Annotated in this window: 31 protein-coding genes; 8 read left to right on the top strand and 23 right to left on the bottom strand. The window is 66.3% G+C overall.

Translation table 11 applies throughout. From position 1 onward, the window contains the following. Window positions 1-9: 9 nt before the first annotated feature. The 19 genes from VEA80_RS04830 to VEA80_RS04920 all read right to left on the bottom strand — a co-directional run bounded on the left by VEA80_RS04830 (window position 10) and on the right by VEA80_RS04920 (window position 12693). Complete coding sequence (locus VEA80_RS04830) at window positions 10-363, bottom strand: hypothetical protein (protein ID WP_325059566.1); 354 nt, start codon at window positions 361-363, stop codon at window positions 10-12. A gap of 65 nt (window positions 364-428) precedes the next feature. Then, window positions 429-788, bottom strand: a complete 360-nt coding sequence (locus VEA80_RS04835; RefSeq protein ID WP_325059567.1) for a hypothetical protein — start codon at window positions 786-788, stop codon at window positions 429-431. Next, window positions 788-1228: a hypothetical protein gene (locus VEA80_RS04840; RefSeq protein WP_325059568.1), complete on the bottom strand. Its 441-nt coding sequence runs from the start codon at window positions 1226-1228 to the stop codon at window positions 788-790. The genes VEA80_RS04835 and VEA80_RS04840 overlap by 1 nt, the downstream gene beginning before the upstream one ends. Window positions 1229-1241: 13 nt before the next feature. Next, window positions 1242-1463 carry a hypothetical protein gene (locus tag VEA80_RS04845; RefSeq protein WP_325059569.1) on the bottom strand — a complete coding sequence of 74 codons (222 nt, stop codon included), beginning with the start codon at window positions 1461-1463 and terminating at the stop codon, window positions 1242-1244. A 2-nt stretch (window positions 1464-1465) separates the two neighbouring features. After that, window positions 1466-1795: a hypothetical protein gene (locus VEA80_RS04850; RefSeq protein ID WP_325059570.1), complete on the bottom strand. Its 330-nt coding sequence runs from the start codon at window positions 1793-1795 to the stop codon at window positions 1466-1468. Between the two features lie 92 nt (window positions 1796-1887). After that, entirely contained in the window at window positions 1888-2118 is a 231-nt protein-coding gene (locus VEA80_RS04855) for a hypothetical protein (protein WP_325059571.1), read from the bottom strand. A gap of 187 nt (window positions 2119-2305) precedes the next feature. Continuing rightward, window positions 2306-2530: a hypothetical protein gene (locus VEA80_RS04860; protein WP_325059572.1), complete on the bottom strand. Its 225-nt coding sequence runs from the start codon at window positions 2528-2530 to the stop codon at window positions 2306-2308. 1 nt (window position 2531) lies between these two features. Next, entirely contained in the window at window positions 2532-2777 is a 246-nt protein-coding gene (locus tag VEA80_RS04865) for a hypothetical protein (protein WP_325059573.1), read from the bottom strand. Next, window positions 2764-3195 carry a hypothetical protein gene (locus VEA80_RS04870; protein ID WP_325059574.1) on the bottom strand — a complete coding sequence of 144 codons (432 nt, stop codon included), beginning with the start codon at window positions 3193-3195 and terminating at the stop codon, window positions 2764-2766. The genes VEA80_RS04865 and VEA80_RS04870 overlap by 14 nt, the downstream gene beginning before the upstream one ends. Beyond that, complete coding sequence (locus VEA80_RS04875) at window positions 3192-3641, bottom strand: hypothetical protein (protein ID WP_325059575.1); 450 nt, start codon at window positions 3639-3641, stop codon at window positions 3192-3194. Before VEA80_RS04875 ends, VEA80_RS04870 begins: the two co-directional genes overlap by 4 nt. Then, window positions 3638-5176, bottom strand: coding sequence for a DUF3987 domain-containing protein (locus VEA80_RS04880; RefSeq protein ID WP_325059576.1), 1539 nt, complete (start codon window positions 5174-5176; stop codon window positions 3638-3640). Before VEA80_RS04880 ends, VEA80_RS04875 begins: the two co-directional genes overlap by 4 nt. Further along, window positions 5173-6222, bottom strand: coding sequence for a toprim domain-containing protein (locus VEA80_RS04885; protein WP_325059577.1), 1050 nt, complete (start codon window positions 6220-6222; stop codon window positions 5173-5175). Before VEA80_RS04885 ends, VEA80_RS04880 begins: the two co-directional genes overlap by 4 nt. Beyond that, window positions 6219-6512, bottom strand: coding sequence for a hypothetical protein (locus VEA80_RS04890; protein ID WP_325059578.1), 294 nt, complete (start codon window positions 6510-6512; stop codon window positions 6219-6221). Before VEA80_RS04890 ends, VEA80_RS04885 begins: the two co-directional genes overlap by 4 nt. Next, window positions 6502-6795, bottom strand: coding sequence for a hypothetical protein (locus VEA80_RS04895; protein WP_325059579.1), 294 nt, complete (start codon window positions 6793-6795; stop codon window positions 6502-6504). Before VEA80_RS04895 ends, VEA80_RS04890 begins: the two co-directional genes overlap by 11 nt. 101 nt (window positions 6796-6896) lie before the next feature. Continuing rightward, window positions 6897-7130 carry a helix-turn-helix domain-containing protein gene (locus VEA80_RS04900; protein ID WP_325059580.1) on the bottom strand — a complete coding sequence of 78 codons (234 nt, stop codon included), beginning with the start codon at window positions 7128-7130 and terminating at the stop codon, window positions 6897-6899. A 124-nt stretch (window positions 7131-7254) separates the two neighbouring features. After that, window positions 7255-8061 (bottom strand): hypothetical protein, encoded by an 807-nt coding sequence (locus VEA80_RS04905; RefSeq protein WP_325059581.1) that lies wholly within the window; start codon window positions 8059-8061, stop codon window positions 7255-7257. Between the two features lie 167 nt (window positions 8062-8228). Further along, window positions 8229-9512 carry a tyrosine-type recombinase/integrase gene (locus VEA80_RS04910; RefSeq protein WP_325059582.1) on the bottom strand — a complete coding sequence of 428 codons (1284 nt, stop codon included), beginning with the start codon at window positions 9510-9512 and terminating at the stop codon, window positions 8229-8231. Between the two features lie 260 nt (window positions 9513-9772). Beyond that, window positions 9773-11032, bottom strand: a complete 1260-nt coding sequence (locus VEA80_RS04915) for a glycosyltransferase (RefSeq protein WP_325059583.1) — start codon at window positions 11030-11032, stop codon at window positions 9773-9775. Continuing rightward, the gene (locus tag VEA80_RS04920; protein WP_325059584.1) at window positions 11029-12693 is read right to left on the bottom strand and encodes an MGH1-like glycoside hydrolase domain-containing protein; all 1665 of its coding nucleotides are present in this window, start codon (window positions 12691-12693) and stop codon (window positions 11029-11031) included. The genes VEA80_RS04915 and VEA80_RS04920 overlap by 4 nt, the downstream gene beginning before the upstream one ends. A 103-nt stretch (window positions 12694-12796) precedes the next feature. Between VEA80_RS04920 and VEA80_RS04925 the strand changes: the two genes are divergently transcribed. Next, a complete protein-coding gene (locus VEA80_RS04925) occupies window positions 12797-14425 on the top strand; it encodes an NAD(P)/FAD-dependent oxidoreductase (RefSeq protein ID WP_325059585.1) in 1629 nt (542 codons plus the stop codon). Continuing rightward, window positions 14422-14838 (top strand): hypothetical protein, encoded by a 417-nt coding sequence (locus VEA80_RS04930; RefSeq protein WP_325059586.1) that lies wholly within the window; start codon window positions 14422-14424, stop codon window positions 14836-14838. The genes VEA80_RS04925 and VEA80_RS04930 overlap by 4 nt, the downstream gene beginning before the upstream one ends. Here VEA80_RS04930 and VEA80_RS04935 read toward each other — a convergent pair whose 3' ends face one another. Further along, complete coding sequence (locus tag VEA80_RS04935; RefSeq protein WP_325059587.1) at window positions 14839-16674, bottom strand: ABC transporter ATP-binding protein/permease; 1836 nt, start codon at window positions 16672-16674, stop codon at window positions 14839-14841. It abuts the gene before it with no gap. A gap of 83 nt (window positions 16675-16757) precedes the next feature. Here VEA80_RS04935 and VEA80_RS04940 point away from each other — a divergent pair, with 83 nt between their 5' ends. The 4 genes from VEA80_RS04940 (at window position 16758) to VEA80_RS04955 (ending at window position 20552) form a co-directional block, all read left to right on the top strand. After that, window positions 16758-17333, top strand: a complete 576-nt coding sequence (locus VEA80_RS04940) for a TIGR00730 family Rossman fold protein (RefSeq protein ID WP_325059588.1) — start codon at window positions 16758-16760, stop codon at window positions 17331-17333. 54 nt (window positions 17334-17387) lie between these two features. Beyond that, entirely contained in the window at window positions 17388-18047 is a 660-nt protein-coding gene (locus VEA80_RS04945) for a hypothetical protein (protein ID WP_325059589.1), read from the top strand. 77 nt (window positions 18048-18124) lie between these two features. After that, window positions 18125-19744 (top strand): acyl-CoA dehydrogenase family protein, encoded by a 1620-nt coding sequence (locus tag VEA80_RS04950; RefSeq protein ID WP_325059590.1) that lies wholly within the window; start codon window positions 18125-18127, stop codon window positions 19742-19744. Window positions 19745-19763: 19 nt separating this feature from the next. Then, window positions 19764-20552, top strand: a complete 789-nt coding sequence (locus VEA80_RS04955) for a hypothetical protein (RefSeq protein ID WP_325059591.1) — start codon at window positions 19764-19766, stop codon at window positions 20550-20552. Window positions 20553-20659: 107 nt separating this feature from the next. Here the strand turns inward: VEA80_RS04955 and VEA80_RS04960 are convergent, their stop codons facing one another. Further along, a complete protein-coding gene (locus VEA80_RS04960) occupies window positions 20660-21550 on the bottom strand; it encodes a CPBP family intramembrane glutamic endopeptidase (protein WP_325059592.1) in 891 nt (296 codons plus the stop codon). Continuing rightward, window positions 21534-22871 (bottom strand): glutamate--tRNA ligase, encoded by a 1338-nt coding sequence (gene gltX, locus VEA80_RS04965; RefSeq protein ID WP_325059593.1) that lies wholly within the window; start codon window positions 22869-22871, stop codon window positions 21534-21536. The genes VEA80_RS04960 and gltX overlap by 17 nt, the downstream gene beginning before the upstream one ends. A 128-nt stretch (window positions 22872-22999) precedes the next feature. On the opposite strand from gltX, the gene VEA80_RS04970 reads away from it, so the two are divergent. Continuing rightward, entirely contained in the window at window positions 23000-24007 is a 1008-nt protein-coding gene (locus tag VEA80_RS04970) for an NADP-dependent oxidoreductase (protein WP_325059594.1), read from the top strand. A gap of 90 nt (window positions 24008-24097) precedes the next feature. Next, window positions 24098-24985 (top strand): cobalamin biosynthesis protein CbiG, encoded by an 888-nt coding sequence (locus VEA80_RS04975; RefSeq protein WP_325059595.1) that lies wholly within the window; start codon window positions 24098-24100, stop codon window positions 24983-24985. Between the two features lie 24 nt (window positions 24986-25009). Here the strand turns inward: VEA80_RS04975 and VEA80_RS04980 are convergent, their stop codons facing one another. Further along, complete coding sequence (locus tag VEA80_RS04980) at window positions 25010-26389, bottom strand: MATE family efflux transporter (protein ID WP_325059596.1); 1380 nt, start codon at window positions 26387-26389, stop codon at window positions 25010-25012. Window positions 26390-26401 lie beyond the last annotated feature (12 nt).

Consider the following 26401-nt stretch of genomic DNA (forward strand, 5'->3'; position numbering starts at 1 on the left):
GTCACGCCTCTATGTGTTCGTGATCGTAAATGCTGAGGCAATCGCCTCAGCGGATGAGGTATCGCGCACGATCACAGATGCGCTTTCATCGCTTCCGGTCAGTCGAAAGCGCAGTGTGTCGCCAGTCACGCAGTTCACAGCGTCTGCATCAATGAAGGAGACGAACGGATCGCTGTTCTTTTGATATGCGAGCGTTCCCCCGCTCTGCGAAATGATGTCCAGAGTTAGGTCACCGGGGTTAGTTGACGGCACCGTCAACACTCGCGCCGCCGTTACCTGCGGCGATGCGCCAGTCGGCGAGTCCCACTCCGCATCCACCGTGATCGCGCGGGAGCCGTTGCTGCCGATCACTGTCAGCAACACGGGTCGCCTCCTCTAACCGCTCCGAACGAAATCTTCTGTATCGCAACGCCGCGCATCTTCTTTCCCTAGGTGTTCGTGATGGTGAAGGCAGGAGCGATTGCCCCAGCGGACAGCACATCGCGCACGATCACGCTCGCGCTTTCTCCAGCGCCGGTGAGACGAAACCGCATCGTGTCGCCACTCGCGACGGACGCTCCTTCCGCATCGACAAACGAAACGAAGGGATCGCTGTTCTTCTGGTAGGCCAGCGTTCCGCCGCTGTGCAGGACAATGTCCAACGTTACATCGCCGGGGTTGGTCGCTGGCACCGTGAACGTGCGCGCGGCCGTGACTTGCGGGCTCGCGCCAGTGGGCGAATCCCAGGCTTCGCTGACAGTGATCGCGTTGCTGCTGCCGCCGAGTAAGAGCATCGCCGCGCCGAGCATCAGGCGCCCTCCGCCATGGTCGCGAGCGCGGTCTGCCAATCGCCCGGCGCAAAGCGCTCTATCCAGAGCCCGCCGCTTTCTGACGGCTCCTCAACAGCGGAATTCCAGGCCATGCGCAGAACCTCGACGCCCGGCGCCGCACGCACGCGCAAGAGCCAAATCGAGTTCGATGGCGGAAACGGCTCCAGCAGCAGCTGGCGCAGCGGCTCACAGGGATAAACGTCCTCCGCGTTCGCGCCGTCCCAGAAGGTGTCGCCATCGGGGCCGTTGGGGCGTCCGTGCGTTTGCAGCACGTGGATCGCGGCCTGCCAGATTCCGAACGCCTCCTGTGCGTCGGCTGCCGGCGCAAATGCGCCAACTTCCCACGCGTGCGGATGCGGAACGCCGTTCGGGCGCTGCATGGTCTTCGGGATGGGCGCGTTCACATCAACAACGGTCATCGTCAATCGCCTCTCAGAAGGTGCTGAGCGCAGCGCGCTTCCACTGGCCACCTCGAAACACGTAGAAATAGTCGCCGTCAGAGCAAAACTCGCCTTCGTATCCGTCTGCGTTTGACGAGACCGGCGTTTTCTCCGGCGCGCGCGGTCGATCCTCCAGCGTCGCCACCGCATCGCGCACGTCTTGCGGCGAATGCGCCGGCGGAAGCTTTGGGGAGCGCCGAGCAATTGAGGCCATGGCTATCTCCCTGAGCCGAGCGTGTGAGAATGCCGCTTTTGCGGGTAGCGTTGCTGCAGCGCCTGCACGACCCGCAGCGAGTAGAACGGATCCATTTGCAGCGCCTGCGTCAGCTGCGAATCCAGCGCCGTCGGCTGAGGCGCGACCTGAGGCGTGCTCATGCTTTGCGCGCCCACGGCGCCCAGCTGGAGCTGGCCCTTCTGCGCCATCTGTTGCGTGAACATGGGAGCGCCGATAGGCGCGCCGCGCTGCTGCGCCTGCAAAACAGCCGCGCGCTGCTCCAAGGGGGCCGTCTGCATCGACTCCGGATGGGCAGGGTCGCCCTCGGGCATGTGCGTCTTTGCCGGATGGGCGAACGCGTGGGACGCGACGCCCGGCCTCTGATTTTCCCGAGCGCGCTGCCGCAGAATGCTTAGGAGGCCCATCAAGCGGCCTCCGTCGTCAACAGTTGAAGCGTGCGAGCAAACCGCAGGCGGGTCGTTTCTGTCTGAGCCTCCAGAAGGGCGGCTGCGGTGTCGGCTTCGCCAGCCCATTGCGCGCGACAAGCGGCCGTGAACGCCTCCAGCTCCGCGTCTGACAGATGCGCAAACGGATCACGTGCGCCGGAAAGCTTCTCCAGCGCGTCCATGCGGCGGGCGAGATCGCGCGCGCTCATGCTTGCGCTCCGTCGCTGCTTTGCCAGCGAAAGAACAGGAGAGGCGCGCCAGCCGGCGGGCCGTCAGGGAACCGGCGCGCGGCCGCTCGCGCCGGCGTCTCGCCTTCGTCGAGCCATAAGCACACAGGCGCAGCTGTGCGCGCGGCGCGCTCCAGCGCCTTCAACCGCGACGAAAGGGTGCGCGCGCTCACTGCATCGCCTCGCGGGCACGCGGGGCGATAAGGACGCGATGAATGTAATTCACCTCGCCCCGGGGCTCGCCGCGCTCCGAGACATAAGCGGCGAGCGCTTCGGCCTCCAGGCGCGCGACATGCTCGGCGGGCGCGCCGTCCTCATAGACGACGCTGAGCCATGGCCCGGCGCCGACGCCAAGACCCGCGCGGCGCTCCAAAGCGCCAAGACGTGACAGCATGTCAGCGCGCATTGTCGCCACTCCGTTCTGGTTTCAAGCCGCAGAGCAGAATGCGCATAACGCGGCCAGCCGCCGGCCATGGGCGGCCATGGTTAGCCGCCCAGGCGGCCTTCGCGTTGGCCTCCAGTTGCGCCAGCTCTTCGGCCGTCGCCAGTTCAGTCGTCAGAAAAGTAACAAGCGGCTCGGTTGTCGCGACGCGCTCACCCTCCAGCGCAACAAGGCGCGCGGTCATGCTAGCGGCCGGCATTGCGTTCCTCCTCCAGCGCGCGCAGGCGCGCTTCAAACTCTGCGGTTTCGGTTTGTTTGCGGTACTGCTCCAGCACGCCCGCCAACTGCATCGCTTCGGCCGGCACAAGCTCGCCGCGCGCGGTCGCCTGCATCAGAGCCATGACGGCGCCGGGCAGATCGGCGGCAGAATTGACAGGCGGCAACGTGAAGCGAACGGGGCGCTCTTTTGGCGCGGGCGCGATGCGGTCGAGCACCAGGCGCATGGACTGCACGTCGCCGGCTGCGGCCAGCTCTGCCGCTTTCTCCGCAACGACCTTTGCCTTCTCCGCAAACAGGCGGCCGACAACATCAGCAGGCGCTTCGCTCGCGTCCGCGGCTTTGCCGCGCGTGCGGCTTGAGCCCGGCGCTGGCGGCGCTCCAGAGGGGGGCGCGGTCAATGCGGCCTCCCTCTGTTGTGCGTTGTGCGATCGCCGCCGCGTTCAAATACGATACGCTCCGGCGTCACTTCCACAATGCGCGCGTCCCGCGCCAGCCAGCATGCGCCGCGCCGATCGAGCCGCGCCCAATGCTCGCCAACGCCGAACACTTCCTCAAACGTCCAGCCGTTCGCGGCCAGCTCTGCGCCAAAAGCGTCGGCGCGCTCCCAGGCAACATTGACGAACGCGCGCCAATCGCGCTCAGAGACGCCGTGCGGCCGCGGGCCGCGCTCGATCGCCGCAAGCGCCACTGCCCAGCTTTGCGGCAAGCCGCCCTCATGCTGCGCAATCGCGGCGCGTTCCTCTTGCGCGTAATCGTCGCGATCGTCGGCGCACGCGCGCTCAGGCGCCGGCGGCGCTTCCCGCTCCCGCAGCACGCGCCGCGCCACTTCGCGCCAGCTGCTCATGCTGCGCCCCCGAAGAGACGGGGGTTAACGAGATAGTCCTTTTTCGGCCGATGAGCCGCACTGGGATCGCGCTCAGCTTCGCGGATGCAATCGCCCTCAATCAGCACCGCGCAAGCGGCCTCAACGTCCGCCGATTGCGTCAAGCCCGGCAGGCGCCAGGAGTCAGCGCCGCGGTAAACCTTCGTCAGATTGAAGCGCCGCGCGCCGCGGCGTCGAATCTCCTTAAGCAGCAGAACCGCCTTGCGCTCCGCTTCAGGCAAGCCAGCGTCGGCATAGACGCGCGCCGCCATAGGCTCGAAATAGTCAGCGAACAAACGGCAGGCCCGCTCTACGGCGCCAGCCGAGACGGCGCGTGGGCCGTCCCTGTCGCCGCCGCTCGCCGCCGCCCAGTCGAGCAATTCCAGCACCAGGGCAACGCGTGCGCACGTGCCGTCAGACTTGCCGAGGAATTCGGCCATGAAACCGGCGGACTCGGCGGCCTTCGCGCCTTGCTCCTTCCACCAAGCCGCGAAAATCTGCGCCGCCTCAGGCGCAAGCGGGATCACGCGCGGGGCAAGCTCGCCTGTGTCCTCTGTGTCCATCTCCAGCGAACGCAAGCGGCGAAAGAGCGCCACGAGGCGGCCTTCATCGACGGTGGGCACTTCCCAAACACGGCGCGCGGCGTCCGGCCAAACCATCAGGAAGCGCGAGACAAGGCCATCATTCGCACGGCCCGAAAGCAAGCCCTGAATCTTGTCGGGCTGCGTCGAGCCGACAACGCACAAATTGGCGCGCGCGGCCGTGATCGTGCCGCCCTTCACCCGGTCAACAGGAGAGAAATCCGAATTGTAAGCGCTGAGATAGAAAGGCGCATCCTCGCCGCCATACTTGCCAAAATTCCCCAGCAAGCCCGCCAGCTCGTCGCGGATCGAGATAACGCCGCGCGGATTCTCAGCGATGATGCGCGCCAACTTTTCGGTGGTCACGTCCGCAACGATCATCCGCGGAATGCGCGGCTCCTCCGGCTCCTCCGCTTCGGCCGGCATCGGCGGCGCGGCGCGCTTGTGCTTCACCGCCTCGGCAACAGAGCGCTCCCATTCCTCACGCCGCAGCCCAGCCTCAGCCTTGGCGGCCTCATGCTCGCGCCGGCGCTCCGCAACGTCGCCCGCGCTTTCGCGCTCAATGGCCGCCAGAGCACGTTTGAGCGCCAGTAGCGGCGGAGACTTGCCGCATGACGGCGCGCCGACACTCGCCACCCACAGGATTGCATGCTCTTCCCAGCCGGGACGGATCAAGACCTTGCGCGCGGCGCCCACCGCGCCGGCGGCGAACGCTAGCAACGGGGCGGCGAAATAATCGACGGGCGCGCCCTTCGATGCGGCGAAGTCAGCAGCGTAAGAACCGAGCGCCCCTAGCGTATCGATCGGGAACGCCGGCGCTGGCCGCGCACCGCCGTTCGTCAGGTTAGAATCGGGCTCCGGCCATGCCGGCGCCGGATCATAAACGCGCGGACGGACTGCGCCGCCGTTCATGTTGGCCGCGTGAACGTCCGTCATGCGGCCTCCAGCTTCGGCAGAGCGCCGACTTGCGCGGCGTCGTTCCAGTCTCCGAATCCATCCGGGGGCGGCAGCATCTCAACGCGCACCCCATCACTCCAGAGACGCTGCGCCAGCGCTTCGGCGCTCATCTCGCCGACGCCTTTAGGGTCGCGGTCGAAAGCGATCACGGCGCGCTTGACGCCGGCCGGCAGAATGAGAGCGCGAAGGTTGGGCGCGTTGATCGCCGCGAGTCCGGGAAGCGCGCACGCCTCCGAAGCCGAGAGCGTGGTTTCCCAACCTTCGCCAATCACCGCCGCGTCACGGACGCGGCCTAGCCGGATATGTCCGCCGACGTGCTCGCCACAGATCAAGCGCGAGCCGTCAAGATGCGGCAGATCGGCCTTGCCGGAGCCGTCCGGTTTAATGAACGTCATGTGAGCGCCGATAAGCGCGCCCTCAGCGTTCCGGATGCCGGCGACAATGGCCGGACAGCGCCCCGCTTTGTGCGGCTCGTAAGGCGACAACGGCGCGCGAGAATAGAAGCGCAGATCGGCCGCGCCCAACGGGGCGGCAATCGTGCGAGTGCGCTTTATGTAGAGATCGCCCAGCGTGCCGGCGACATGAAGGCCCGCGGCGCAGTAGATGCGCTCCGCCGCAGCGCGGCGCGCAGCACGTTCCGCCTCAGCTTGCGCCTCCAGCTCGCGCATGCGCTCAGCGCGCGCGGCGATCAATTCGGGGTCGGGCGCCGCGTCGAGCCGTCCGCCGACAATCTCGAAAGCCTGCAGGAAGCTGCAGCGGAACAGGCGCTGCGCCAGCGCGAACACGTCGCCGCGCTCGCCGCAGCCGTGGCAACGGAAATAGCTCTGCGCCCCGCGCTCGACGATATGGAGAGAGGCGGTCTTTTCCGCATGGAACGGGCACAGAGCCCAGTAATCGCCTGACGCGGGGCGGCTCTTGCGTGGATCCATGATGACGCCACCGCGCTCCGCCACCGCAGAGATTGAGGCCACGTCCCGCGCCACGTCGATTTGCGCTTCCGTCAGACGCTTGGCCGGGGCGCTCATTGATCGCCCCCAGCCTTGCCGGCGTCGTCAGCGGCGCGGTGTTGGGCCTGCATCATCAGGCCGAACACGAACGCGCGCGCCATGGCGTCACCTTCCGGCGTGCCAGTCTCTTGCGCGTACAACCAAGCCAGCCGCTCACGTTGCTCAGGATAGAGCGCTCCTAGCTCGCTATCGACGCGAGACACAGCCTCCAGAGCTTGCAGCCCGGCGCCAGGCGCGGCGAGATCGTCGGGAAAACCCCAGCGCTCGCAGATCGCCCTCAGGCGCGCTTCCGTCACATCAGGCGCCATGGGCGGCGCCCTCCAGCTGGAGCGCCGGCGCCGTGCCGCATTGGCCCAATCGATCGAGCCGGGCCGCGGCGTCGAAAAGCTCCGCCGTCGCGTTGCGGATCATCTGCCGCGCCAGCTTGTCGCCAGTGTGATCGCCCGCAACGCTCGCGAGCGCCGCCAGCAGGCGCGTAGTGTGCGCCGTGTTCGCCTCCGTGCCGTCAAAGCGATTGAAGAATGCCGGTGCGCGCCCAGGCTGCGACCCGGGATCATTGCCAGCGGGAACGGTTCGGATTATGCGTCTCATTGCCTTGCTCCTATCGAGGCATTCCCGCGCGTGATCGCGCGAGCGGCGGCTGACCCCTGTCCGGGCAGCCGCCGTTTTCGTTTCGGGGGTATGGTTGGCGCTCACGCAGCGGCCGCGCCGCACTGGAGCGGCTTGCCCGGCTCAAACTTCGGCAGCGAGTCGCGCCAGCGCTTCACCGACTCCGCGGTAATGAGCGTCGAGCGCCCAACCTTCACGCCATCCAGATCGCCCGCAGCGAGCGCGTCATAAACGAACGTCTTGCTGCGACCGAACGCGCGGCAAAATTCTGGGATGGGCCAAAGCTCGCGCTCTGTGCTGGCCCTCGCGTACTGCATCGCGTCTGCTCTCTCACGTTACGCCCGCGTTCGCGGGCCGCCGTGATGGCAAAGATGCGCGCCTCATCCCGGGGAATGGCAGCGGGGGCCGTTTCCCTGACGCGAAAAACGCGGGCAAACGGGGCTAGGGCCGCTCCCGATTGCGAACAAGAGCAGTCCCTGCATCGGCCGGAATCTCGATTGCATCCGTGCACTTAGCGATGTCGGCCCACCGCGTGCGGCCAGCGGTGGCACGCAACAACAACTCCTCGGAACCCAGCTTTTCCCCCAGGGCGATGAAGGCCGCCAACTCATCGGCGCGCTTCTTCAAAGCCTCAGAACGCCAAGTGTCCTTAATCTGAATGGCCGTAGCGAACGTCTCAGAGCCGCGAGCGATACCTGTCTCATCCGGCGCCATCCCGATACCGAAGTGTGCGAGCGGAACGCCGGCCTTGCGCAGGCTTTCCTCCACGCGCTTCGCGGCCATTCCCAGCGTATAGGTTTCGCGACCCGCTGCGCGCTCCTCGCCCTTGATCACGTCGAGGGCGGCCGCGCACATGATGCGCCTCGCCAGGCCGAGCTCGTTGATATTGGTTCCCCCGCCCACTTCGCTCGCGCGCGGCTTGAGACCATCAGGCAACCGCCCAGCTTTCACCTCGCTTAGGCACAACGCCAAGGCCTCAATCTCTTCGTAGCTCGATGGCAAGCAACCGAGGTCGTTAGCAAGAAGCTCGCGCATCGTACCGAGCGCCGAAATCCATCGATCAATCTGCGCGCGGTGAAAATCGTTCGTGTTTCGCGGGGGTTTACTCTTCGCTATCTCGGTAAGCCGCTCGCTTGCCTTCATTACAGCCGCGGTCGCGCGCCAAGCTTTGTCAGCGGGCAGCCCCGGTTCATCGAATAGACGAGAAGGGATTCGCACGAGACGGCCGGGTGATGCTGGCTTGTTCAATGGCTCGCCCTCCTATGGCGTTCGCTCAAATGAGCCGCTGTCCCGGCTCGCCTTCCTACTTTCTGCAGTTTCTGCAGTTTTGTCCTACGCCTCTCCGCGCCGAGTTTCGGGGCTTTTGGGAGTTTCTGCAGTTTCTACAGTTTTGTCGTTACGTCCGTCCGCGCGCATTAGGCCGCCCCGCTCTTGACGCGGAGCTGCACAACAGCGCCGCCGGCGGCTGCCCGATCGCAGTAGTCCGCCCAGGCCTGCATGAGCTTCGCGCGCTTCTCCAGCGCGTCACCGCGCCGATAAGCAGCCTCCACCTTGTCCGGCAGTTTGTGCGCCAAAGCCTGCTCAGCCAGCTCGCGCGGGAAGTCAGTCGCGTCGGCGGCCCAGTCGCGGAAGGTGCTCCGAAAGCCGTGGGTCGTGATCGTGTCCCGACCCATCCGCTCCAGAACCTTAAGCATCGCCATGCCGCTCAGATGGGAATCGGTCCCCAGCCCCGGAAAGACGAACGGGCTCTTGGGGTGAGCGGCGAACACCCGGCGCAGCAGCGCCGCCGCCTGCCAAGAGAGGGGAATCCGATGCTCGCGGCGTTCGCCGTTCCGGCCCTTCATGCGCTCCGCCGGGATAACCCAAAGCGCGGCTTCCAGATCAAACTCAGCCTTTCGGGCGCCCAGCGTCTCGGTTGTGCGCGTGGCGCAGAGAACCGTCAGCTCCAGCGCGAGCGCGCCCAGGCCGTCGAGCTTGCGCAGATCGGCCATGAACGCGCCAACCTCCGCAAACGGCAGCGCCGGCCGATGCTCTACCGCCCGCGAGCTTTTCCCTAGGATGTGCTCAACGCGCGCCAGCCGGGCGGGATTGTCGCCCTCCCGGTAACCGTGCGCCGCGGCGTACTCCAGCACACTCTCGAGCCGCTGGCGGAGACGGCGGGCCGTTTCGGGCTTCTCGCTCCAGATCGGGCTCAGCACCCGCTTGATATTGCCGACGCCGATGCGGGACGTATCGAAGGCCGCAACCGGTAGCGCGCCAATCAGCCGGAAAGCGTACTTGTCCATGGCCGCGAGCCAGAGCTTGGCGTGCTTCTCGCCCCATCCGGCGCGCTTCGTTTCCAGATACTCCAGCGCCGCCTGCTTGAACGTCCGCGCGTGCTCCGCCTCGACGGCCGCGGCCGCCTTCTCCAGCCGCCGCTGGTCGATCGGATCAAGTCCGGCCTCCAGCTGCTTACGGGCCGCGTCGGCGGCCGTGCGGGCTTGCTTGAGCGTCACAGCATCGGCGGAGCCCAAACCCATCCAGCGGCGCTTGCTGGTCGCTGGCGCCGTGTAGCGAAGCAGCCAGGAGCGTTGCGCAACGCCTTGAGGCTCCGCGCCAGGCTCGACCTTCAAGTAGAGGCCGCCGCCATCGTGAAGCATGGCCGGCGGACGCGCCGCGCTCACCTCTGCCGCCGTCAACAGATGCTTGCCCCGCGCCATCCCTCGTCCTCAAACATACCTTTGCTTATACCGATTTGGGCGCGTTCGTCGGCTGTCGCAAGCGTCCGTTAGCGGAATGAGCGTGAGCGTTGCGTTTGTCTCGCATGAGGAAAACCAACCTTCGTTCCGGCGGTGGGCTGTCGTCGGCGGAATCCAGTTTGGCTCCTACCCGAGGAGCCATTCTCTTTTCTTCATTGGTTGGATCGTCTAGCCCGCTGGCCCTCGCCCGCGGGCTTTTGTTTTGGCCGCCTCGCCGCCCCTCACTCGGCGGCTAGAACAGCTGGCTCCCGCGCCGCTGGCGGCGGCGCTATCTCGACACGCGCCGGCAGATCGTAGCAGCGCAGCAATTTCGCAAAGGCGCGCGGCCAAGCGAAGTGCTCTTCGACATGGGCGCGGGCGCGGCGAGCGATGGCAGCGTGCTCGGCGGCTGCGCGGGCGATGTTGGCGGCCATCGAGCCAGCGTCGTCGACAGGGCCGAGATAGCCCAAACCTGGCGCCACGCGCTCGCGCAGCGCGCCGGCGTCGACGCCGACGACGGGAAGACCGCACGCCTGCGCCTCGATCACGGAGAGCGCGAATGTCTCGAATGGGCCCGCAGTGACGTAGATGTCGGCGGACGCGAGGGTCGCAGCGAAGCGCGCGCGCTCGCCTTCGTACTTGAGCAGCCGGATCGCCGGCGTCTTCGCGGCTTCCGCTTCCACATCCTCGCGCAGCGGGCCGTCGCCTAGCATCCAGAGTTGCGCCTTCAACTCACGCGGCAGCTTGCGGACCGCTTCGATGAGAGTCAGCACGCGTTTCTCGGTGCTGAGCCGGCCGGCGTAGATCAGCACAAGCTCGCCAGGCCTGGCGCCATTCCCCTCGCGAACCGCCTGCGAGCGGCGGCGCGGGCTGAACAGTTTCAAGTCAACGCCCATCGGCACGACGTGGGTGCCGTCGACGCCGTATTCGCAGAGGCGGTCGGCCTGCTCGGAGCTAGCCGCCATCGTAACATCGCAGTGGTTGAAGACATAGCGGATGTAGCGTTCGGCGCCGGATGCGGCGACGTCTGCGATCCGCTCGACGCTGTTAGCGAGCGCTTCGCTTAATTCTTCGAGCCAGGTCTGCGCCGCAGTGCGGAGCGGCGCGCCAACATAGGCTTCTGCAACATCAGTGTGGAAATAGGCGGCGAGCTTGCAGTCGAGACCCGCGTCGCGCCGGCGGCGCCGATACGCGAACGCGGCCCAGGGCTCGGTGTAGTAGCTGCCGAGTTCGACAATGTCGGGCTGCTCCTGCATCAGGGCTTTGCGGATTTTCACCGGCGAAAGGAACGCGCGGTACTGATCCTGACCCGGCAGGAGCGGACCGCGGAGCGTGATCGTCGTGCTGCGGCCGGAGCGGCGGATGCGGTCGCGGCTGCCCGGAATAATCAGCAAGTGCTCGTGGTCGGTGTGATCCCGTAGGAAGCGACGCTTCTCATCGATATAGGTTTTGATGCCGCCGCTCTTGGCGTTGTAGGCCATGGTAATGTCGCAGATCTTCATGCGACGGCTCCTGTCGACGCGTGCTGCGTCGTCGTGAGTGGAATGGTTGCGCCGAACTCGGCCTCGAAGCTGCGGGCGAACGCGCCGCGCACTTCGCCGCGTGTAACGCCGCCGTGCAGGACGTGAAGATCGATCTCTAGCTTCCACATCGGCAGCGTCAGGCAGAACCGCAGGCCCTCCGCGCGAGCCGGGAAGCGCGGCCGGATCGCCGGGCCGCGCGTGGTGACATGGACGCCAATCAGCGTTTCGACGACGAGCGTGTTCACAAGACCGGTCCAGCCGACAAAGTCAGTCACCGGACTCTTGCCGAGCGTGATGGCTTTCCAGCGATTGCCGCGCTTGCGGTGGAGATGGGCGATGGTGTGAGCAGTCGGATCGTAGAATTCGTGGAAGCGGCCGGTGTGACCGTAGGTGCGATAGACGCCGTCGCAGAGGCGGAAAGCAAGATCAGAGGCCGCAGCGTGAAAGCCGTAGCGGCGTAGACCCTCGATAACGGCGTAGGCGGTGTTGATCCAGACGGGACCGCGCCACATGTCGCGCTCGAACGCGGGATCATCGAGCGCGACTGAGGGCAGCGGGGTCAGCGTGTTGAAGGCGGCGGGATTGACAATGTGGTCGACGAGACGCTTGGCCTGACGCTGATCCGGCGCGGCGGCCCAGAGCGGCAACAGTGACGTGATCGCGCGCGAGCGGATGAACGCGCCGGTCGCGATGTCGCGATCGAAGTAGAGCCCTTCCCGCTCGTCCCATAAGAATTCGTTGATACGGTCGCGCAGCCGGTGCGCTTCCTCCTGATAGGCCGCAGCCTCGTTGCGCTTTCCCAAGCGAAGCGCCATCGTCGCGAGCGCTTCGCACTGTAGCACCATATAAGAAGACAAATCGGGCGCGGCGATTGTGCGGGTGTCGCGCAGGCGCCGCTCTTCTCTATCGCCGAATCGCGGCGCATTCTCCACGCCGGATTCGTAGGCGTGAAGCCAGGCATAGAGCCCGTTCGAAAGACGACGCTCGGCGATCAGCCAGCGGTGATACGCTTGCAGCGGCAGATAGGCCTGGGCGATCCAATCGGCGTAGCGCGCCGGCTCGACGATCTCGCCGAGGCGATCGAGCGACCAAGCGATCAGCGGCGGCTGAGTGAAAGTCGAGCGCTGAAACTCGGAGACGTAGTGCTGCAGCCGCGCGCCGTCGCGGCCGTCGATCACTGCGTTCAGCACTTCCCAGGCGACCTGCGGCTCCCACCATTTCCAGACCTGGGCGATGAACGCGGAATCCCAAAGGTAGATCGCGCGAAACGCCGGCGCCGGCCGCGCATGGCGCCAAGGCGAGAGCGCGTCGGGATTGCGCAAGTTCAGGAAGAGCGCCGCGTTCACGGCGGTGAAGCCGTGAGTCCAGTCGTCGCGCTGGCCGGAGCTGTCGGCGACGAATAGCTCGGGCGAGTGGCAGTCGATGTGCTTGGTCTTCAGCAGCGCCGCCGTCAGCGACTCGGCTATCGGGCGGTGGCGCTCCAACAGACGGACGAGCACGAGCTGCTCGAAGCCGAACACGACCAGCCGCTGCAACCGCCCCAGCATCGCCGCGATGCGTCGGATGCGGTAGATAATGGGACTGACCGTCTGCTCCATCGGGTTCCGCTTGCTGCGGCGCGCCCATGGCTCCGCCTGCATCAAACTCGCCATCGCTGGATTGGTTCGGCGCGCGCCCTGCCTGGCCGCTGCTCTGGCCTTTCACCGCGGCGTGCGGCAAGGAGGCGCGGGAGGCGGAGCAAGCGTGCACGACATAATCATCATCGGCGGCGGCCATAACGGCCTGGTCTGCGCGGCTTACCTCGCGCAAGCGGGACTCAAGGTGCTGGTGCTGGAGCGGCGCGACATCGTCGGCGGCGCAGCGGTGACCGAAGAATTTCACCCGGGATTCCGCAACTCGGTGGCGAGCTACACGGTTTCGTTGCTCAATCCGAAAGTCATCCGCGATCTCGATCTGCATCGGCACGGGCTGAGGATTGTAGAGCGCAAGGTCTCGAACTTCCTACCGCTGCCAGGTGGCGATTACTTCATGTCGGCGCCGGGGATCACGCAGCAGCAGGCGGCGCGGTTCTCTAAACGCGACGCCGAACGGCTGCCGGAATACGAGCGCCGGCTCGAAGTGATCGCCGATGTCGTCCGCGATCTTTTGCTAGAGCAGCCGCCGAACCTCATCGAGCGCGGGCTGGTGCGGGCGGTTGAGGAAGCGCTGCGCGGCGCAAGACTGGGCGGGCGGCTGAACAAGCTCGATCTCACGGCGAAGCGCGACCTGTTGGACCTGTTCTCCAAGAGCGCCGGCGACTGGCTCGACGGCTGGTTCGAGAGCGATCCGGTGAAGGCGCTGTTCGGATTCGACTCCATCGTCGGCAATTTCGCCAGCCCCTATACGCCGGGCTCGGCCTACGTGCTTTTGCATCATGTGTTTGGCGAGGTGAACGGCAAGAAGGGATTGTGGGGCCACGCCATCGGCGGCATGGGCGCGATCACGCAGGCAATGGCCGCGTGCTGCCGCGCACGCGGCGTAGAGATTCGCACCGGCGTTGCGGTGAAGGCGCTCATTCTTCGAGATGACGCGGGTGGGACGGCCAATTCGCCGGCGAGAACGCCGGCGGTCCAAGGTGTGGTCACCGAGAGCGGCGAGAGATTGCTCGCGAAGGCGGTCGTTTCCAACCTCAATCCGAAATTGTTGTTCGAACGGATCGTCCCGCCGGGGGCCGTGCCGGCGGACTTCCGCGAGCGGATCAGCCGCTATCGCGTCGGCTCCGGCACGTTCCGGATGAATGTGGCGCTGAGCGAACTGCCCAGGTTCACGGCAAAGCCGGAAGCCGGCGATCACATGACCGCAGGCATCATCATCGCCCCCTCGCTCGCCTACATGGACCGCGCCTACGACGATGCGCGCGCGTTCGGCTGGTCACGCGAGCCGATCGTCGAGATGCTGATCCCATCGACGCTCGACGATACGCTGGCGCCGCCGGGCAAACATGTGGCGAGCCTGTTCTGCCAGCACGTGCAGCCGCAGCTTTCGGGCGGGCGCTCGTGGGACAATCATCGCGAAGAAGTCGCGGACCTCATGATCGCGACGGTAAACAAGCATGCGCCGGGATTCGCGAACAGCGTGCTTGGGCGGCAGATCATGTCGCCGCTCGACCTGGAGCGGACGTTTGGGCTCATCGGCGGCGACATCATGCATGGGGCGCTCTCGCTCGATCAGCTGTTCAGCGCGCGGCCCGTGCTGGGACATGGCGACTATCGTACGCCGATCGCTGGGCTTTATATGTGCGGCTCGGGCACCCATCCGGGCGGCGGAGTGACCGGCGCGCCGGGGCACAATGCGGCGAAAGTGGTGGCGCGAGACCTGGGAGCGCGGAAATGAAGGCGGTTCCGATGATCCTTGCTGCGTTCGCGCTGGCCGCGTGCGCGACCGCGGAAGGCCCGCAAGGTACGCCGTCCCTTGACATCGCTCCCGGCCAACCGGCACCGCCGCAAGCGCAGTTTTACATCGATTGCATCGATCAGGCTTCCGAGGCGCGGACATACGATCGCGAAGAACATGTCATTCGCTTTCATTGCGGCGGCGCGCCGGCGCAACGATTCTTCGACGGCCTCCGGGGGTGGAGCGCCGATGAGGCGTCGGAGATCGGAAGCGGCGGAGTGCTTTGGCGCTTTACGTCACCGATGCGCCAGAACCCTTCGTTTCTGGACTTCTGCCGGCGCACCGGCGAAGGGCATGCGGCGCGCTATGATTGCACAGTCGTGCTGAACGTCGGCGAATTTCTCGCCCAGTAGCTACTCCGCCGCCACCGCCGGATCTTCCGCCTGGCGTTTCCACAAGCTCGCGTAAAGCCCGTCGTGTGCGATGAGCGCCGGGTGCGTTCCGCGTTCGACGACGCGGCCCTCTTCCAGCACGACGATCTGGTCGGCATTGGCGATGGTGCTGAGCCGGTGGGCGACGACGATGGTGGTGCGCCCGCGCGAGGCTTGCTCTAGCGCGTCCTGCACTTCGGCTTCGGTGGCGCTGTCGAGCGAGGATGTGGCTTCATCAAGGATGAGGATGCGCGGGTTCTTCAGGACGACGCGGGCGATGCCGACGCGCTGCTTTTCGCCGCCGCTGAGTTTGAGGCCGCGTTCGCCGACGCGCGTGTCCCAACCCTGCGGCAGGCTTTCGATGAAGTGGAGCAGCTGCGCGTTGCGGGCGGCGTCTTCGAGTTCCCGCTGCGTCGCGTCGGGGCGGCCGTAGGCGATGTTGTAGCGGATCGTGTCGTTGAAGAGGACGACGTCCTGGGGCACGAGGCCGAGGGCGGTGCGCAAAGAGGATTGCGTGACTTCACGTAAATTCTGGCCATCGATGCGTACTTCCCCGCCCGCCGGATCGTAGAAGCGGAAGAGCAGCTTCAGGATTGTCGACTTGCCGGCGCCGGAGGGGCCGACGACGGCGGTGGTCTTGCCGGCGGGAGCGGTGAAGGAGACGGAGTCGAGCCCGCGGTCCCTGCCCTCGTGAGCGAAACTGACGGCATCGAACACCACTTCGCCGGGGCCAGGCTTCAAAGCTGCCGCGTTCGGCGCATCGGCGACATCGGGATCTTCATCGAGCAGGACGAACATTTTCTCCATGTCGATCGAGGTCTGTTTGATCTCCCGATAGGCGAACCCGAGAATGTTCAGCGGCGCGTAGAGGTTGGTCATGATCAGGATGACGGCGGTGATGTCGCCGGGGCCCATGCCGCCCTCAGCAACGAGGAAGCCCGCCGCCAGCACCATTCCCACAAGGCCGACATTCATGATCAAGGTCTGCGCCACGTTGAGCAGGACGAGCGAGGTGTTCGAGCGGATCGCGGCTTGGGCATAGGACGCGAGCGCGCGGTCGTAGCGTTCGCTTTCGCGCTGCTCGGCGGCGAAGCTCTTCACGGTTTCGAAGTTGAGCAGCGAATCGACCGCCCTGCCCGCGGCTTCGGTGTCGGCTTCGTTCATCTCGCGGCGGTGCTTCAGGCGCCATTCCGTTATACCGAAGGTGATCCAGGCGTAGATGACGACCGTGAGCGCGGCGATGAGCGAGAATTGCCAGCCGTACTTGAAGCCCAAGACGCCCGCCGCGAGCAGAAGCTCGATGATGGTCGGGGCGATGTTGAAGGCGAGGAAGCGCAACAGGAAGTCGATGGCGCGCACGCCGCGTTCGATGGTGCGATAGACCGATCCAGTGCGCTTGGACTGGTGGAAGCGCACCGAGAGCGCATGGACGTGGCTGAAGATGCGCGTGCCGGCGCGGCGCTGAGCTTCTTCGGTGATGGGCTGGAAGATGGCGTCGCGAATCTGGGGTCCGGCCGTGGAGGCGAACCGGAGCGCCGCCCAGAAGCCGGCGAGACCGATGAAGAGCGGCAGCGCGCCGCGCGCGTCGCCTTCGGAGAGCGCGTTGATGCCGTCAGCCAGCACCAGCGGCGAAAAGACCGCCAGCACCTTGCCGAACAGCGTGAGCACGAACGCGGCGCCGAGCCGCAGGCGATAGCCCGCGCCTTTGAGACCGCCGATCAGGCTCATCAGGCGCCCGATCGTGCGCGGGATCGGCGGCGAACCCGGATCTTCCGGCGGTTCCGCCTTCGCCACCACTCTGCCTTCGCCGCGCGCCATTTGGAACAATCCTTGAAGGGACCACTTAAGTGGCGGGGTTTTCGCCCGCAATGGCGCCGTATTAGCTATATCAGATGAGCCCCATGGCTGATTCCAGTCCGCTGCGAGACCAATTGCGATCTGTCTGCGTCTATTGCGGATCGTCGGAGACGACGAAGCCGGACTATCTCGATCTGGCGACGCGGTTCGGCCGCGCACTCGCCGGGCGCGGCTTGCGTATGGTGTACGGGGGCGGCGCGGTCGGGCTTATGGGCCGCTGCGCGCGGGCGGCGCACGAGGCGGGCGGCGACGTTCTCGGCATCATGCCGCGCTTCCTGGAGCGGCGCGAGATCACCTACGAAGCCGTGCCGCACCGCATGGTCGACACCATGCACGAGCGCAAGCATATAATGTTCGAGGAGAGCGACGCCTTCGTGGTGCTGCCGGGCGGCATCGGCACGCTGGAGGAAGCGGTGGAGACGCTGTCGTGGCGGCGGCTCGATCTGCACAAAAAGCTGGTCGTGTTCCTGTCGGAAGACGATTTCTGGGCGCCCTTCTTCGCGCTGATGCAGCACACGGTGGAGGCGAACCTGACGCCGGCGAGCTTCAGCGACGCGGTGGTTTACGCGCGCTCGATCGAAGATTGCTTCACGGCGCTGGGCGCGCCGGCGCGGGTCTGAACCGGTCATTAAGCGCGACGCGTTAGTCTCGCCCCGGTAACCGGGGATTAAGCGATGAGTTTCGGTAAACGGCCGTCAACGCCGCCGCAGATGTCTGCGCCGCCGGCTCGGGCCGCGGACCCGCACGGCCGGCGCAAGGTGTTCCCTGACGAGATCTGGCAGGGCCAAACCGGCGAATTGCTGCGCCAACTCGGCTTCAGCCCCGACGACGAAAGCAATCTCGTTCCGAATGCGGCGTCGGTCAATGCGCGCATGGAGCACGGCCGCGCGCTGATGGAAGCGCGCCACGCGCAGGCGCAGCGCAACGCACAGGCGGCCGTTGCGGGCGCGCGGCTGCGGCCGTTCTATCTGATCCCCGATCCGTGCTGGAACGGCGCCACGGGCGTGTTCCTGAAGATGACACTCGAACTCTATCCCTATGACGACTGGAACGTCATGTTCCTCGCCGCGAACGAGCGGACCGCCTACATGCTCGACATCGCGCCGCACCCTGACGGCAACGTGCCGGGCTTCGTCGCTTCGGCCGAGAAGTTCATGGCCGACGCGCTGGCGCTGATGAACGAGGCGCATGAGGAGGCCAGCCGCACGAACGACTTCGCCGCCTACGAGCACGCTCGCGACGACCTGCGCGCGCGAGTGAAGGTGCTGGCCGGCACGTTCGCACGAGAAGTCGTGCAGACGTGGGAACGCAGGCGCGAGGCGGAGCGCGTCTAGGCGGCGAATTTCGAGGCGAGCGAGCGCGCCCGACGGCCGAGCTTGCGGCGCCATGGGCAAACGTTAAGCTTCGCCGCATGGCCCACCGCAATCCGCGCGCGCATCTCGCCACGCACGACGTGACCAATCAGCCGCCGCCGCTGGAGGATGTGAACCTCTATGCAACGGATGCGATTTTGCGCTCGGCCTGCGAATGGTCCGGCGCTGTGGCGGAGGCAGAACGGCTGACGGCGTTCGGGGCGCGTGTGGGGAGCGCGGAGGCGCAAGGCTGGGCCGTGCAGGCCAATCGGGTGACGCCAGTGTTTCGGCCGTACGACCGTTATGGGCGGCGGATCGACGAAGTGGAGTTTCATCCCGCCTACCACGAAATGATGCGGATCGGGCTCGAGGCGGGTGTTTCCGGCGCGGCATGGAACGTGCCGAAGGTGGGGCACGCGACGCATGCGGCGCTGCTCTTTCTGATGGGACAGGCGGACTATGGAGTCTGCTGTCCGATGTCGATGACGTATGCGGTCGTGCCGGCTTTGCGTGTAGAGCCTTCGGTGGCTGAGCGCTGGGCCCCGCGCGTAACGGCGGAGGCCTACGACCCGCGCTTTGTTCCGGTGCACGAGAAACGGGCGGCGACGATGGGCATGGCGATGACGGAGAAGCAAGGCGGCTCCGACGTGCGCGCGAACACCACGCGCGCGCTGCCCCAGGCGGATGGCTCATACGAGCTGGTCGGGCACAAATGGTTCTGCTCGGCGCCGATGAGCGATGCTTTCCTGACGCTGGCTTACACCGAAGCGGGCGTGACGTGCTTTCTCGTCCCGCGCTGGCGGCCGGATGGGGAACGCAACGCGATTGAGATCCAGCGGCTGAAGGATAAGCTCGGCGATCGCTCGAATGCGTCGTCGGAGATCGAGTATCGCGGCGCCTGGGCCGAGCGTGTGGGCGAAGAAGGCCGTGGCGTGCGCACGATTATCGAGATGGTTGCGCTGACGCGGCTCGACTGCATCATCGGCTCGGCGACGCAGATGCGGCAGGCGTGCTCGCTGGCGGCGTGGCACGTGCAAGGGCGGAGCGCGTTCCAGAAGCAGCTGATCGATCAGCCCCTGATGCGGGCGGTGCTGTCGGATCTGGCGCTCGATGTGGAGGCGAGCGTGGCGCTGGCGTTCCGCCTGGCGATGGCGCTGGATCGCGCCGGCGATCCGCACGAAGCGGCGCTGACGCGGATCGGTCTGCCGCTGGCGAAGTATCTGGTGAGCAAGCGCGCGCCGACGGTCGTCGCCGAGGCGATGGAGTGCCATGGCGGCGCGGGCTACGTCGAAGAGAGCGCCCTGCCCAGGCTCTTCCGGCAATCGCCGCTGAATGCGATCTGGGAAGGTTCGGGCAACGTGATCGCGCTCGACATGGTGCGCGCGCTGCAGCGCGAGCCGGAGACGCGCGAGGCGCTGCTCGTTGAACTGCGCGACGGCGGCGTGGCGGAGGAAGCGGAGGCGCTGCTTGCGGCGCCAGTGGCGGAGCGCGAGGCGCGGTTCGTGATCGAGCGGCTGGCGCTGGCGTTGGCGGCGGCGACTTTGGCGAAGTTCGCGCCTGCGGCGGTGGCGGATGCGTTCGTGGCGCGCCGGCTACGCGGGAGCAGCGTGACGTTCGGGGCGTCGAATGCGCCGGTGGATGAGGATGCGTTGCTCGAACGTCTGGCGCTGCAAGTTTAGACCGCTGCATGGGGGATCGATGCGGAAGTTCTTGATCTTTGCCGTGCTATTCGCGTTGGCGTCCACGCAGGCGCACGCGCAACGGCTGCCGCCATTCGACGTCGAACGCCTGCACCCGGATGTGCGCGCCGCGGCTTTGCGGGCGCGCGAAGCGGAGGCCCGCGCAGAGGCTGCGGCCGCGGCCGCTCGCGAAGCGGCGCAGCGGGGCGAGGAAGCGGCCGAGCGCGCGCGGAGCGGCGCGACAGGCCACCGCGCGTACGATTTCGAGAACGATCAACAGCAACGACGCTACGAGGGCGGATGGTCCGAAGAAGAACGCGCCGCCGGGTTCGGCGTGCTGACGTTCGGCGCCGGCGTGTACGAGGGCGACCGCTACGCCGGCAGCTTCCGATGCGGCCGCAAGTATGGTCCGGGCGTCTATTATCACGCGCCCAATCAAGGTGACCGCGCGCCCAATCGATATGAGGGCGATTACGTCTTCGGCGAGGCGGAGCGCTACGGCGTCTTCTATGGCAGCAGCGGCTTTCGTCATGTCGGCCGCTCCGGTCGCGACGCCTTCAACGGACCGGCGGTCTACTATTTTCCGAACGGCGAGCGCTATGAAGGCGAGTTCGCGCGCAATCGGCCGAACGGATTTGGCGTGCTCTGGTCTGAGCGCGGCCGCGTTCGACGCAGCGGCATCTGGACGGACGGGCGCCTCACCACGCGTTTGCGTCGAGACGACCCGTCAGTGCACGTTGAGCCGGCTGCCGTTGCAGACGCTTCCGCACAGGGCTGGGCTCGGTGTGCATCGATTGCGCGGGAGTAGCGCGACATCGGAAGCAACCGGCTCGGTGCGACTTAAGCCGGCGGCTACGCAGGGCAGCGCGATACCTGGGTGACGGCGAACAGTTACGGCCGCGCGTGTAAACTCGGCTAGACGCCCGCCGCGCCGTGATGCGGGCCTGAAGACCCGCGCGCGAATGCCGCGCGGCCGCGCCAGAGCCAAAGTGCAAACGTGGCGACGCTCACGCAGACAAGGCCGGGCGCACTGGCTTCCAGGCCGAAGGCGCCGCCGGTGAGCCAGTCGGGGCCCGTGAGGCTTGGCGTGAGCAGGCCCTGCTCAGCGCCGCCGCTGACGCCGAAGCCGAGCACACCGCCCTGGACGAAGTTCGCCATCAGGTGAATGCCGATCGGCATGGCCAGGCTCTTGGTGCGCAAATAAGCGAAGCCGAACATCAGTGAGGCGATGAAGATGTTGAGGCCGGCGATGGACGCCAGCGAACCTGCCTCCTCAAGTGCCGCCGAGTGAGTGAGGACGAAAAAGGCGGCGATAATGATTTGTGCGGGCCACGCGCCCAGTCCATCGATGAAGCGCTGAAACACGAAGCCGCGGAACATCAGTTCCTCGGTGATCGCGACGGCGGCGAACAGCATGAGGGCGGGACCGAGGGAAGCAAGTCCCTCCGGCGCCACGCGCCACGTCACGAGCCCAAGCATTGTAAGGATCAGCGCCGGCGCGAGCATCAGAACTGCGCCGATGGCGCCGCCGAGCGCCAACTGAGCCAGCCAACGCGCATCGAAGGCGCCGAACAAGTCCGCCATCGGCCTGCGGCGTAGCGCTTGGCAAACGACAGACGCTGCAAGGAGAGCGAGCGCTTGCTGCCAGATCGGCACGCCTCCGCCGCTCTGCGCCGACAGCAGGATCAGCGGCAACAACAGCGCCGCAAGCATCGCCATGAACAGCGCGACCCACCAGCCGCTGCGCAACCGACGCGAGGCGTTCAGGAAGGGATGAGGAAAGGCGATGTTAGGCCGCCTGCCCACTGAGGCGCTTGCGGGCGCGCTCCTCGCCGATCAGCGCGAACAGCGGGGCCATTTCTGGGCCATGGTCGAGGCCCGTCAATGCTTGCCGGAGAGGCATGAAGAGCGCCTTGCCCTTTGCTCCGGTCTTTTCCTTCACAGCATTGGTGAAGGCGCTCCAGCTGCTGGCGTCGTAGGCCCCCTTCGGCAGCGCTTCGAGCGCGGCGGCGGCGAAGGTTTTATCGGAGATGAAGGGCTCGATCGGCCCGTCGACGACGTGGGCCCATTGGCGAGCCTCGGGCAGCAGCTGGATGTTGGCGCGGATGGCGAGCCAGAAGGATTCGCCCCTATCGGCTTCGAGGTTGGCGAGGCGGTCCTTCACCGATGTGTAGTCGAGCTGGTGGAGGACGGCGGCGTTGACGCGCTTCAGCTCTTCGGGATCGAAGCGCGCGGGGGCGCGGCCGATCTTGGCGAAGTCGAACTCGGCGGCGAGCTCATCGATGGCGAGGCGCGCTTCGACCGGATCGGAGGTGCCGATCTTGGCGAGATGCGAAAGCACCGCCATCGGTTCGTAACCTTCGGCGGCAAGTTCGCCGACGCCGAGCGAGCCGATGCGCTTGGACAGCGCGCCGCCGTCGGCGCCGACCAGCAGCGGGAAATGGCCGAACGCTGGAACCGAGCCGCCGAGCGCTTCGAAGATCTCGATCTGCACGCCGGAATTGGTGACGTGATCTTCGCCGCGGACGATGTGGGTGATGTTGAAGTCGATGTCGTCGACGACGCTGGGGAGCGTGTAGAGGAAAGCGCCGTCTTCGCGGATCAGCACGGGATCGGAGAGCGAGGCGGTGTCGATCGATTGCGGGCCGCGCACCAAATCAACCCAATCCTTGCGCGCGCCGGAGAGCTTGAACCGCCAGTGTGGCTTGCGACCTTCGCCTTCGAGCTTGGCCCGGTCGGTGTCGGTGAGATTCAGCGCGGCGCGGTCATAGACCGGGGGCTTGCCGGTGGCTTGGGCGATCTTGCGTTTGCGATCGAGCTCCTCCTCCGTTTCGTAAGCCGGATAGAGCAAACCGTCGGCTTTGAGTTTCGCAGCGGCTTTCTCGTAGGCGTCGAAGCGGTGCGACTGGTTGGCGCGCTCGCTCCAGGCGAGGCCGAGCCAGGCGAGGTCGTCGACGATGCTTTGCTCGTAGGCCTTCGTCGAGCGCGCGAGGTCGGTGTCGTCGATACGCAGCAGCACCTGGCCGCCTTCGCGGATGGCGAACAGCCAATTCATCAGGGCGGTGCGGACGTTGCCGACATGGATGCGTCCCGTCGGGGACGGCGCGAAACGAAGGCGGATGGACATTGGTTTAGACTCTGGCCGGAAGCGCCGGGTTATGGAGTGCGGCGCCGCATAATGTCCAGCGGCCCGGTTCAGCTTGAATAGACCGGAGTCCGGTCTAGGGTGCGGCAAACCTGCATGGGAGAGCCGCCATGGCGACGACTTCGCGCGAGATCCGTTTGAAGAGCCGGCCCGTCGGCATGCCCGAGGCGGCGAATTTCGAGGTCGCGACAGTGGCGCTCCCGGAACCTGGTGCGGGCGAGGTGTTGGTGCGCAATGCGTGGATGTCGGTCGATCCGTACATGCGTGGGCGGATGTATGACCGGCCGAGCTATGTGCCGCCGTTCCAGCTCGACGCCCCGCTGCAGGGCGGCGCCGTCGGGCAGGTGGTGAAGTCGAACGATCCGAAGTTCCAGGAGGGCGACTGGGTCGAAAGCATGTTCGGATGGCGCGAAGCGTACGTCGCGTCGGGCGCGGCGCTGAACAAGCTGCCGGTGAAGGACGCGGGCGTAACGCCGCAGGCGTTCCTCGGGGTGCTCGGGATGCCGGGGATGACGGCGTACACGAGCTTTCATCGCATCGGCGAACCTAAGCCGGGTGATGTGGTTTTCGTTTCCGGCGCAGCGGGCGCTGTGGGCTCGGCGGTGTGCCAGATCGCCAAGCTGCGCGGCTGCACGGTGGTGGCGTCGGCGGGTTCTGACGAGAAGCTTGGCTGGCTCAAGGCGGCCGGCGTCGACGCGGCAGTGAACTATAAGAAGGGCGATCTGCTGACGCAGGTGCGCGAGGCGGCGCCGAAGGGGATCGACATCTATTTCGACAATGTCGGCGGCGAGCATCTGGAAGTGGCGCTGGAAGTGGCGCGGCCGTTCGCGCGATTCATCGAGTGCGGGATGATCTCGATCTATAACAGCTCGGCGCCCACACCCGGCCCGCGCAACATGCCCTATCTCGTCGGCAAACGGATCAAGATGCAGGGCTTCATCGTCTCCGACTTCATGGACATGCGCGAGCAGTTTTACGCCGACATGGGGCCATGGGTGCGCAGCGGCCAACTCAAGTGGGAAGAGACGGTCGAGAACGGGATCGAGAACGCGCCGCAGGCGTTCCTCAATCTGTTTACGGGCGCAAATATCGGCAAGATGCTGGTGAAGCTGGGCTAGACTTTGTGACCTTGGTGCGGCGTTCGTTTCTTTGTGTTTGAACACGAAGGCGCAACGAGCGGCACAAAGAACGCGAAGTACGACATCGATATGCAGAGACTGTTTCAAGCCTACGTCATGGTTGACTGGAGCGCGGCGGCGAAGCCGACGACTGGGCCGGACTCCATCTGGATTGGCGTCTTGAAGCGCAATGTGCGCTTTCAGATGGCGTTCGAATCGCACAATCCGGCGACACGAGCGGACGCCGAACGCGTGCTGAACGGCGTGCTCGACGATCTGAAGCGCAAGAGCGAGCGAGCGCTGGTGGGATTCGATTTTCCGCTGGCGTTTCCACGCGGCACGGCGGCGGCGCTGAAGCTTCCAGGCGAGCCGTGGCGGGCGCTGATGGAGTTCGCCGCGAAGGAAGTGAAGGACAAGGCCGACAATTCCAACAACCGCTTCCAAGTTGGCGCCAAGATGAACCGGCTGATGACGGGCGAGGCGTTTCCGTTTTGGGGCGCGCCGGCGCGCGACGAGCAGTCGATGCTCTCGGCCAAGCGCCCGCGCGAGCATGGGCCGAACGATCTGCCCGAATACCGCCTCGCCGAACAGCTGGTGAAGGGCCCCTCCTCGATCTGGAAGCTTTATTATCGGGGCTCGGTCGGCGGTCAGGCGCTGACGGGGCTGCCGGTGATCAAGCGGCTGCGCGATGCGCGAAGCGTCAAGCTGTGGCCGTTCGAGACCGGCTGGAAGGCGCTGGGAGCCGCGGATGTGGCCGATGCCGAGGCAGTGTTCGCGGAGATATATCCGAGCATGTTCGTCGCCAAGCCGAATGCGGGAGAGATCAAGGACCAGGCGCAAGTGCGCGGCGCGTGCGAGCGGTTTAATTCGCTCGATGAGAAGGGCCAGCTGGCGGCGCTGTTCGGGCCGGCGAAAGAGGACGCGCGCCGGGAGGTGGTGGAGCGCGAGGAAGGCTGGATACTGGGTGTCGCCGCGTAGAGCCTGGAAACCGGAAGCCATAAATCAGAAATCAGACGAGTTGGGCGCGGCGGCGCGGCGCGTCGCTGCGCTTCCGACTTCTGGCTTCTGATTTCTGACTTCCGATCGCGCCAGCGCCCACCAGCGCATGAGGAGAACGGCGGCGCTGAGGACGCTGGACCAGAAGATCGCGAACAGCAGGCCGGCGACGCCCTGCCCTTCGACTTCGGCGAGCCAATAGCCGAGCACCGGCATCACCACAGCGTAGGCGGCTATGTGGCTGAAGGTGGGAAACCAGTTGTCGCCGCGCGCGCGCAAGGCGGAGGCGGTGACCACCTGGGCGCCGTCCGGGTGTAGGACGATCGCCGTGATCCACATCAAAGACGCGATCAAACCGGCGAGCACTAAGTCGGCTGTGTAGGCGCGCGCGATCTGCTCGGAGAAGAGCAGGATCACGATCGCGGCGATGATCATGGCGATGGCGTTGAGGCCGATGCCGGTCCAGCCGGCACGGGCGGCGTCGTGCGGCGCCGTGCGGCCGACCGCTTCGGATACCAGGACCGCGGTGGCCGCGGCCAGGCCGAGCGCGAGCATAAACACGAACGCCATGAGATTGAGCAGAATCTGATAGGCGGCGACGACGTCGGCGCCGAGACGGCCGGCGATCACGGTCATAGCCGAGAAGGCGCCAGCCTCCACCGCCTGGCTGACGGCGGCGGCGATGCCGACGGCGAGCAAGGCGCGATAGCTCGGCCCCGGCGCGCCGAGCTTGCGCACGCCGTAATGAGCGCCGTCGCGCAGCAGGAAGATGCAGGCGAGCAGCGCGCCGGCGAGGAAGACGCGCGCGCCGACAGTCGCCCAGGCCGAGCCGATGGCGCCATGCTCGGGCACCCACCAGAGATTCAGCGCGAGGTTGACGACGTTGGCGCCCCACATCACGGCGGTGGACACGCCCGGCTTCTTGATCGCTTCGAGAAAGTAGGTGCCGGCGATATAGAGCAGATGCAGCGGAATCGAGAGCGCAAGGATGCGCATCACCGGCGTCGAGGGCGCGGCGAGATCCTGATCGATGCCGAACACGGTGAAGAGGTTGATGCCGGCGAGCCACATCGCCGCCATCGAGACGAGGCCGGCGACGAAAGCGAGCACGAGCCCGCGGCGGAGCGCGACGCCCGCGCCTTCGGGATTCTTCTCGCCCAGCGAACGCGCGGCCCACACCTGCACGCCTTGCAGGAGGCCGATCGCAGCGACCAGGAACACCGCCGTCGGGGCCCAGCCGAGCGCTTGGTGCGGCAGCTCGTCGGGCGCGAGCTGGCCGACCACGACGACGTCGACGATGGCCATGCCGATGATGCCGAGCCGCGCGAGCGCGACCGGACCGGCGAGCCGAAGCAGGTCGGCGACGTAAGGGCGTGAAGCGGCCATGGGACGCGGGGG

The organism is Vitreimonas sp., assembly GCF_035627415.1.
Taxonomy (GTDB): Bacteria; Pseudomonadota; Alphaproteobacteria; order Caulobacterales; family Aquidulcibacteraceae; genus Vitreimonas.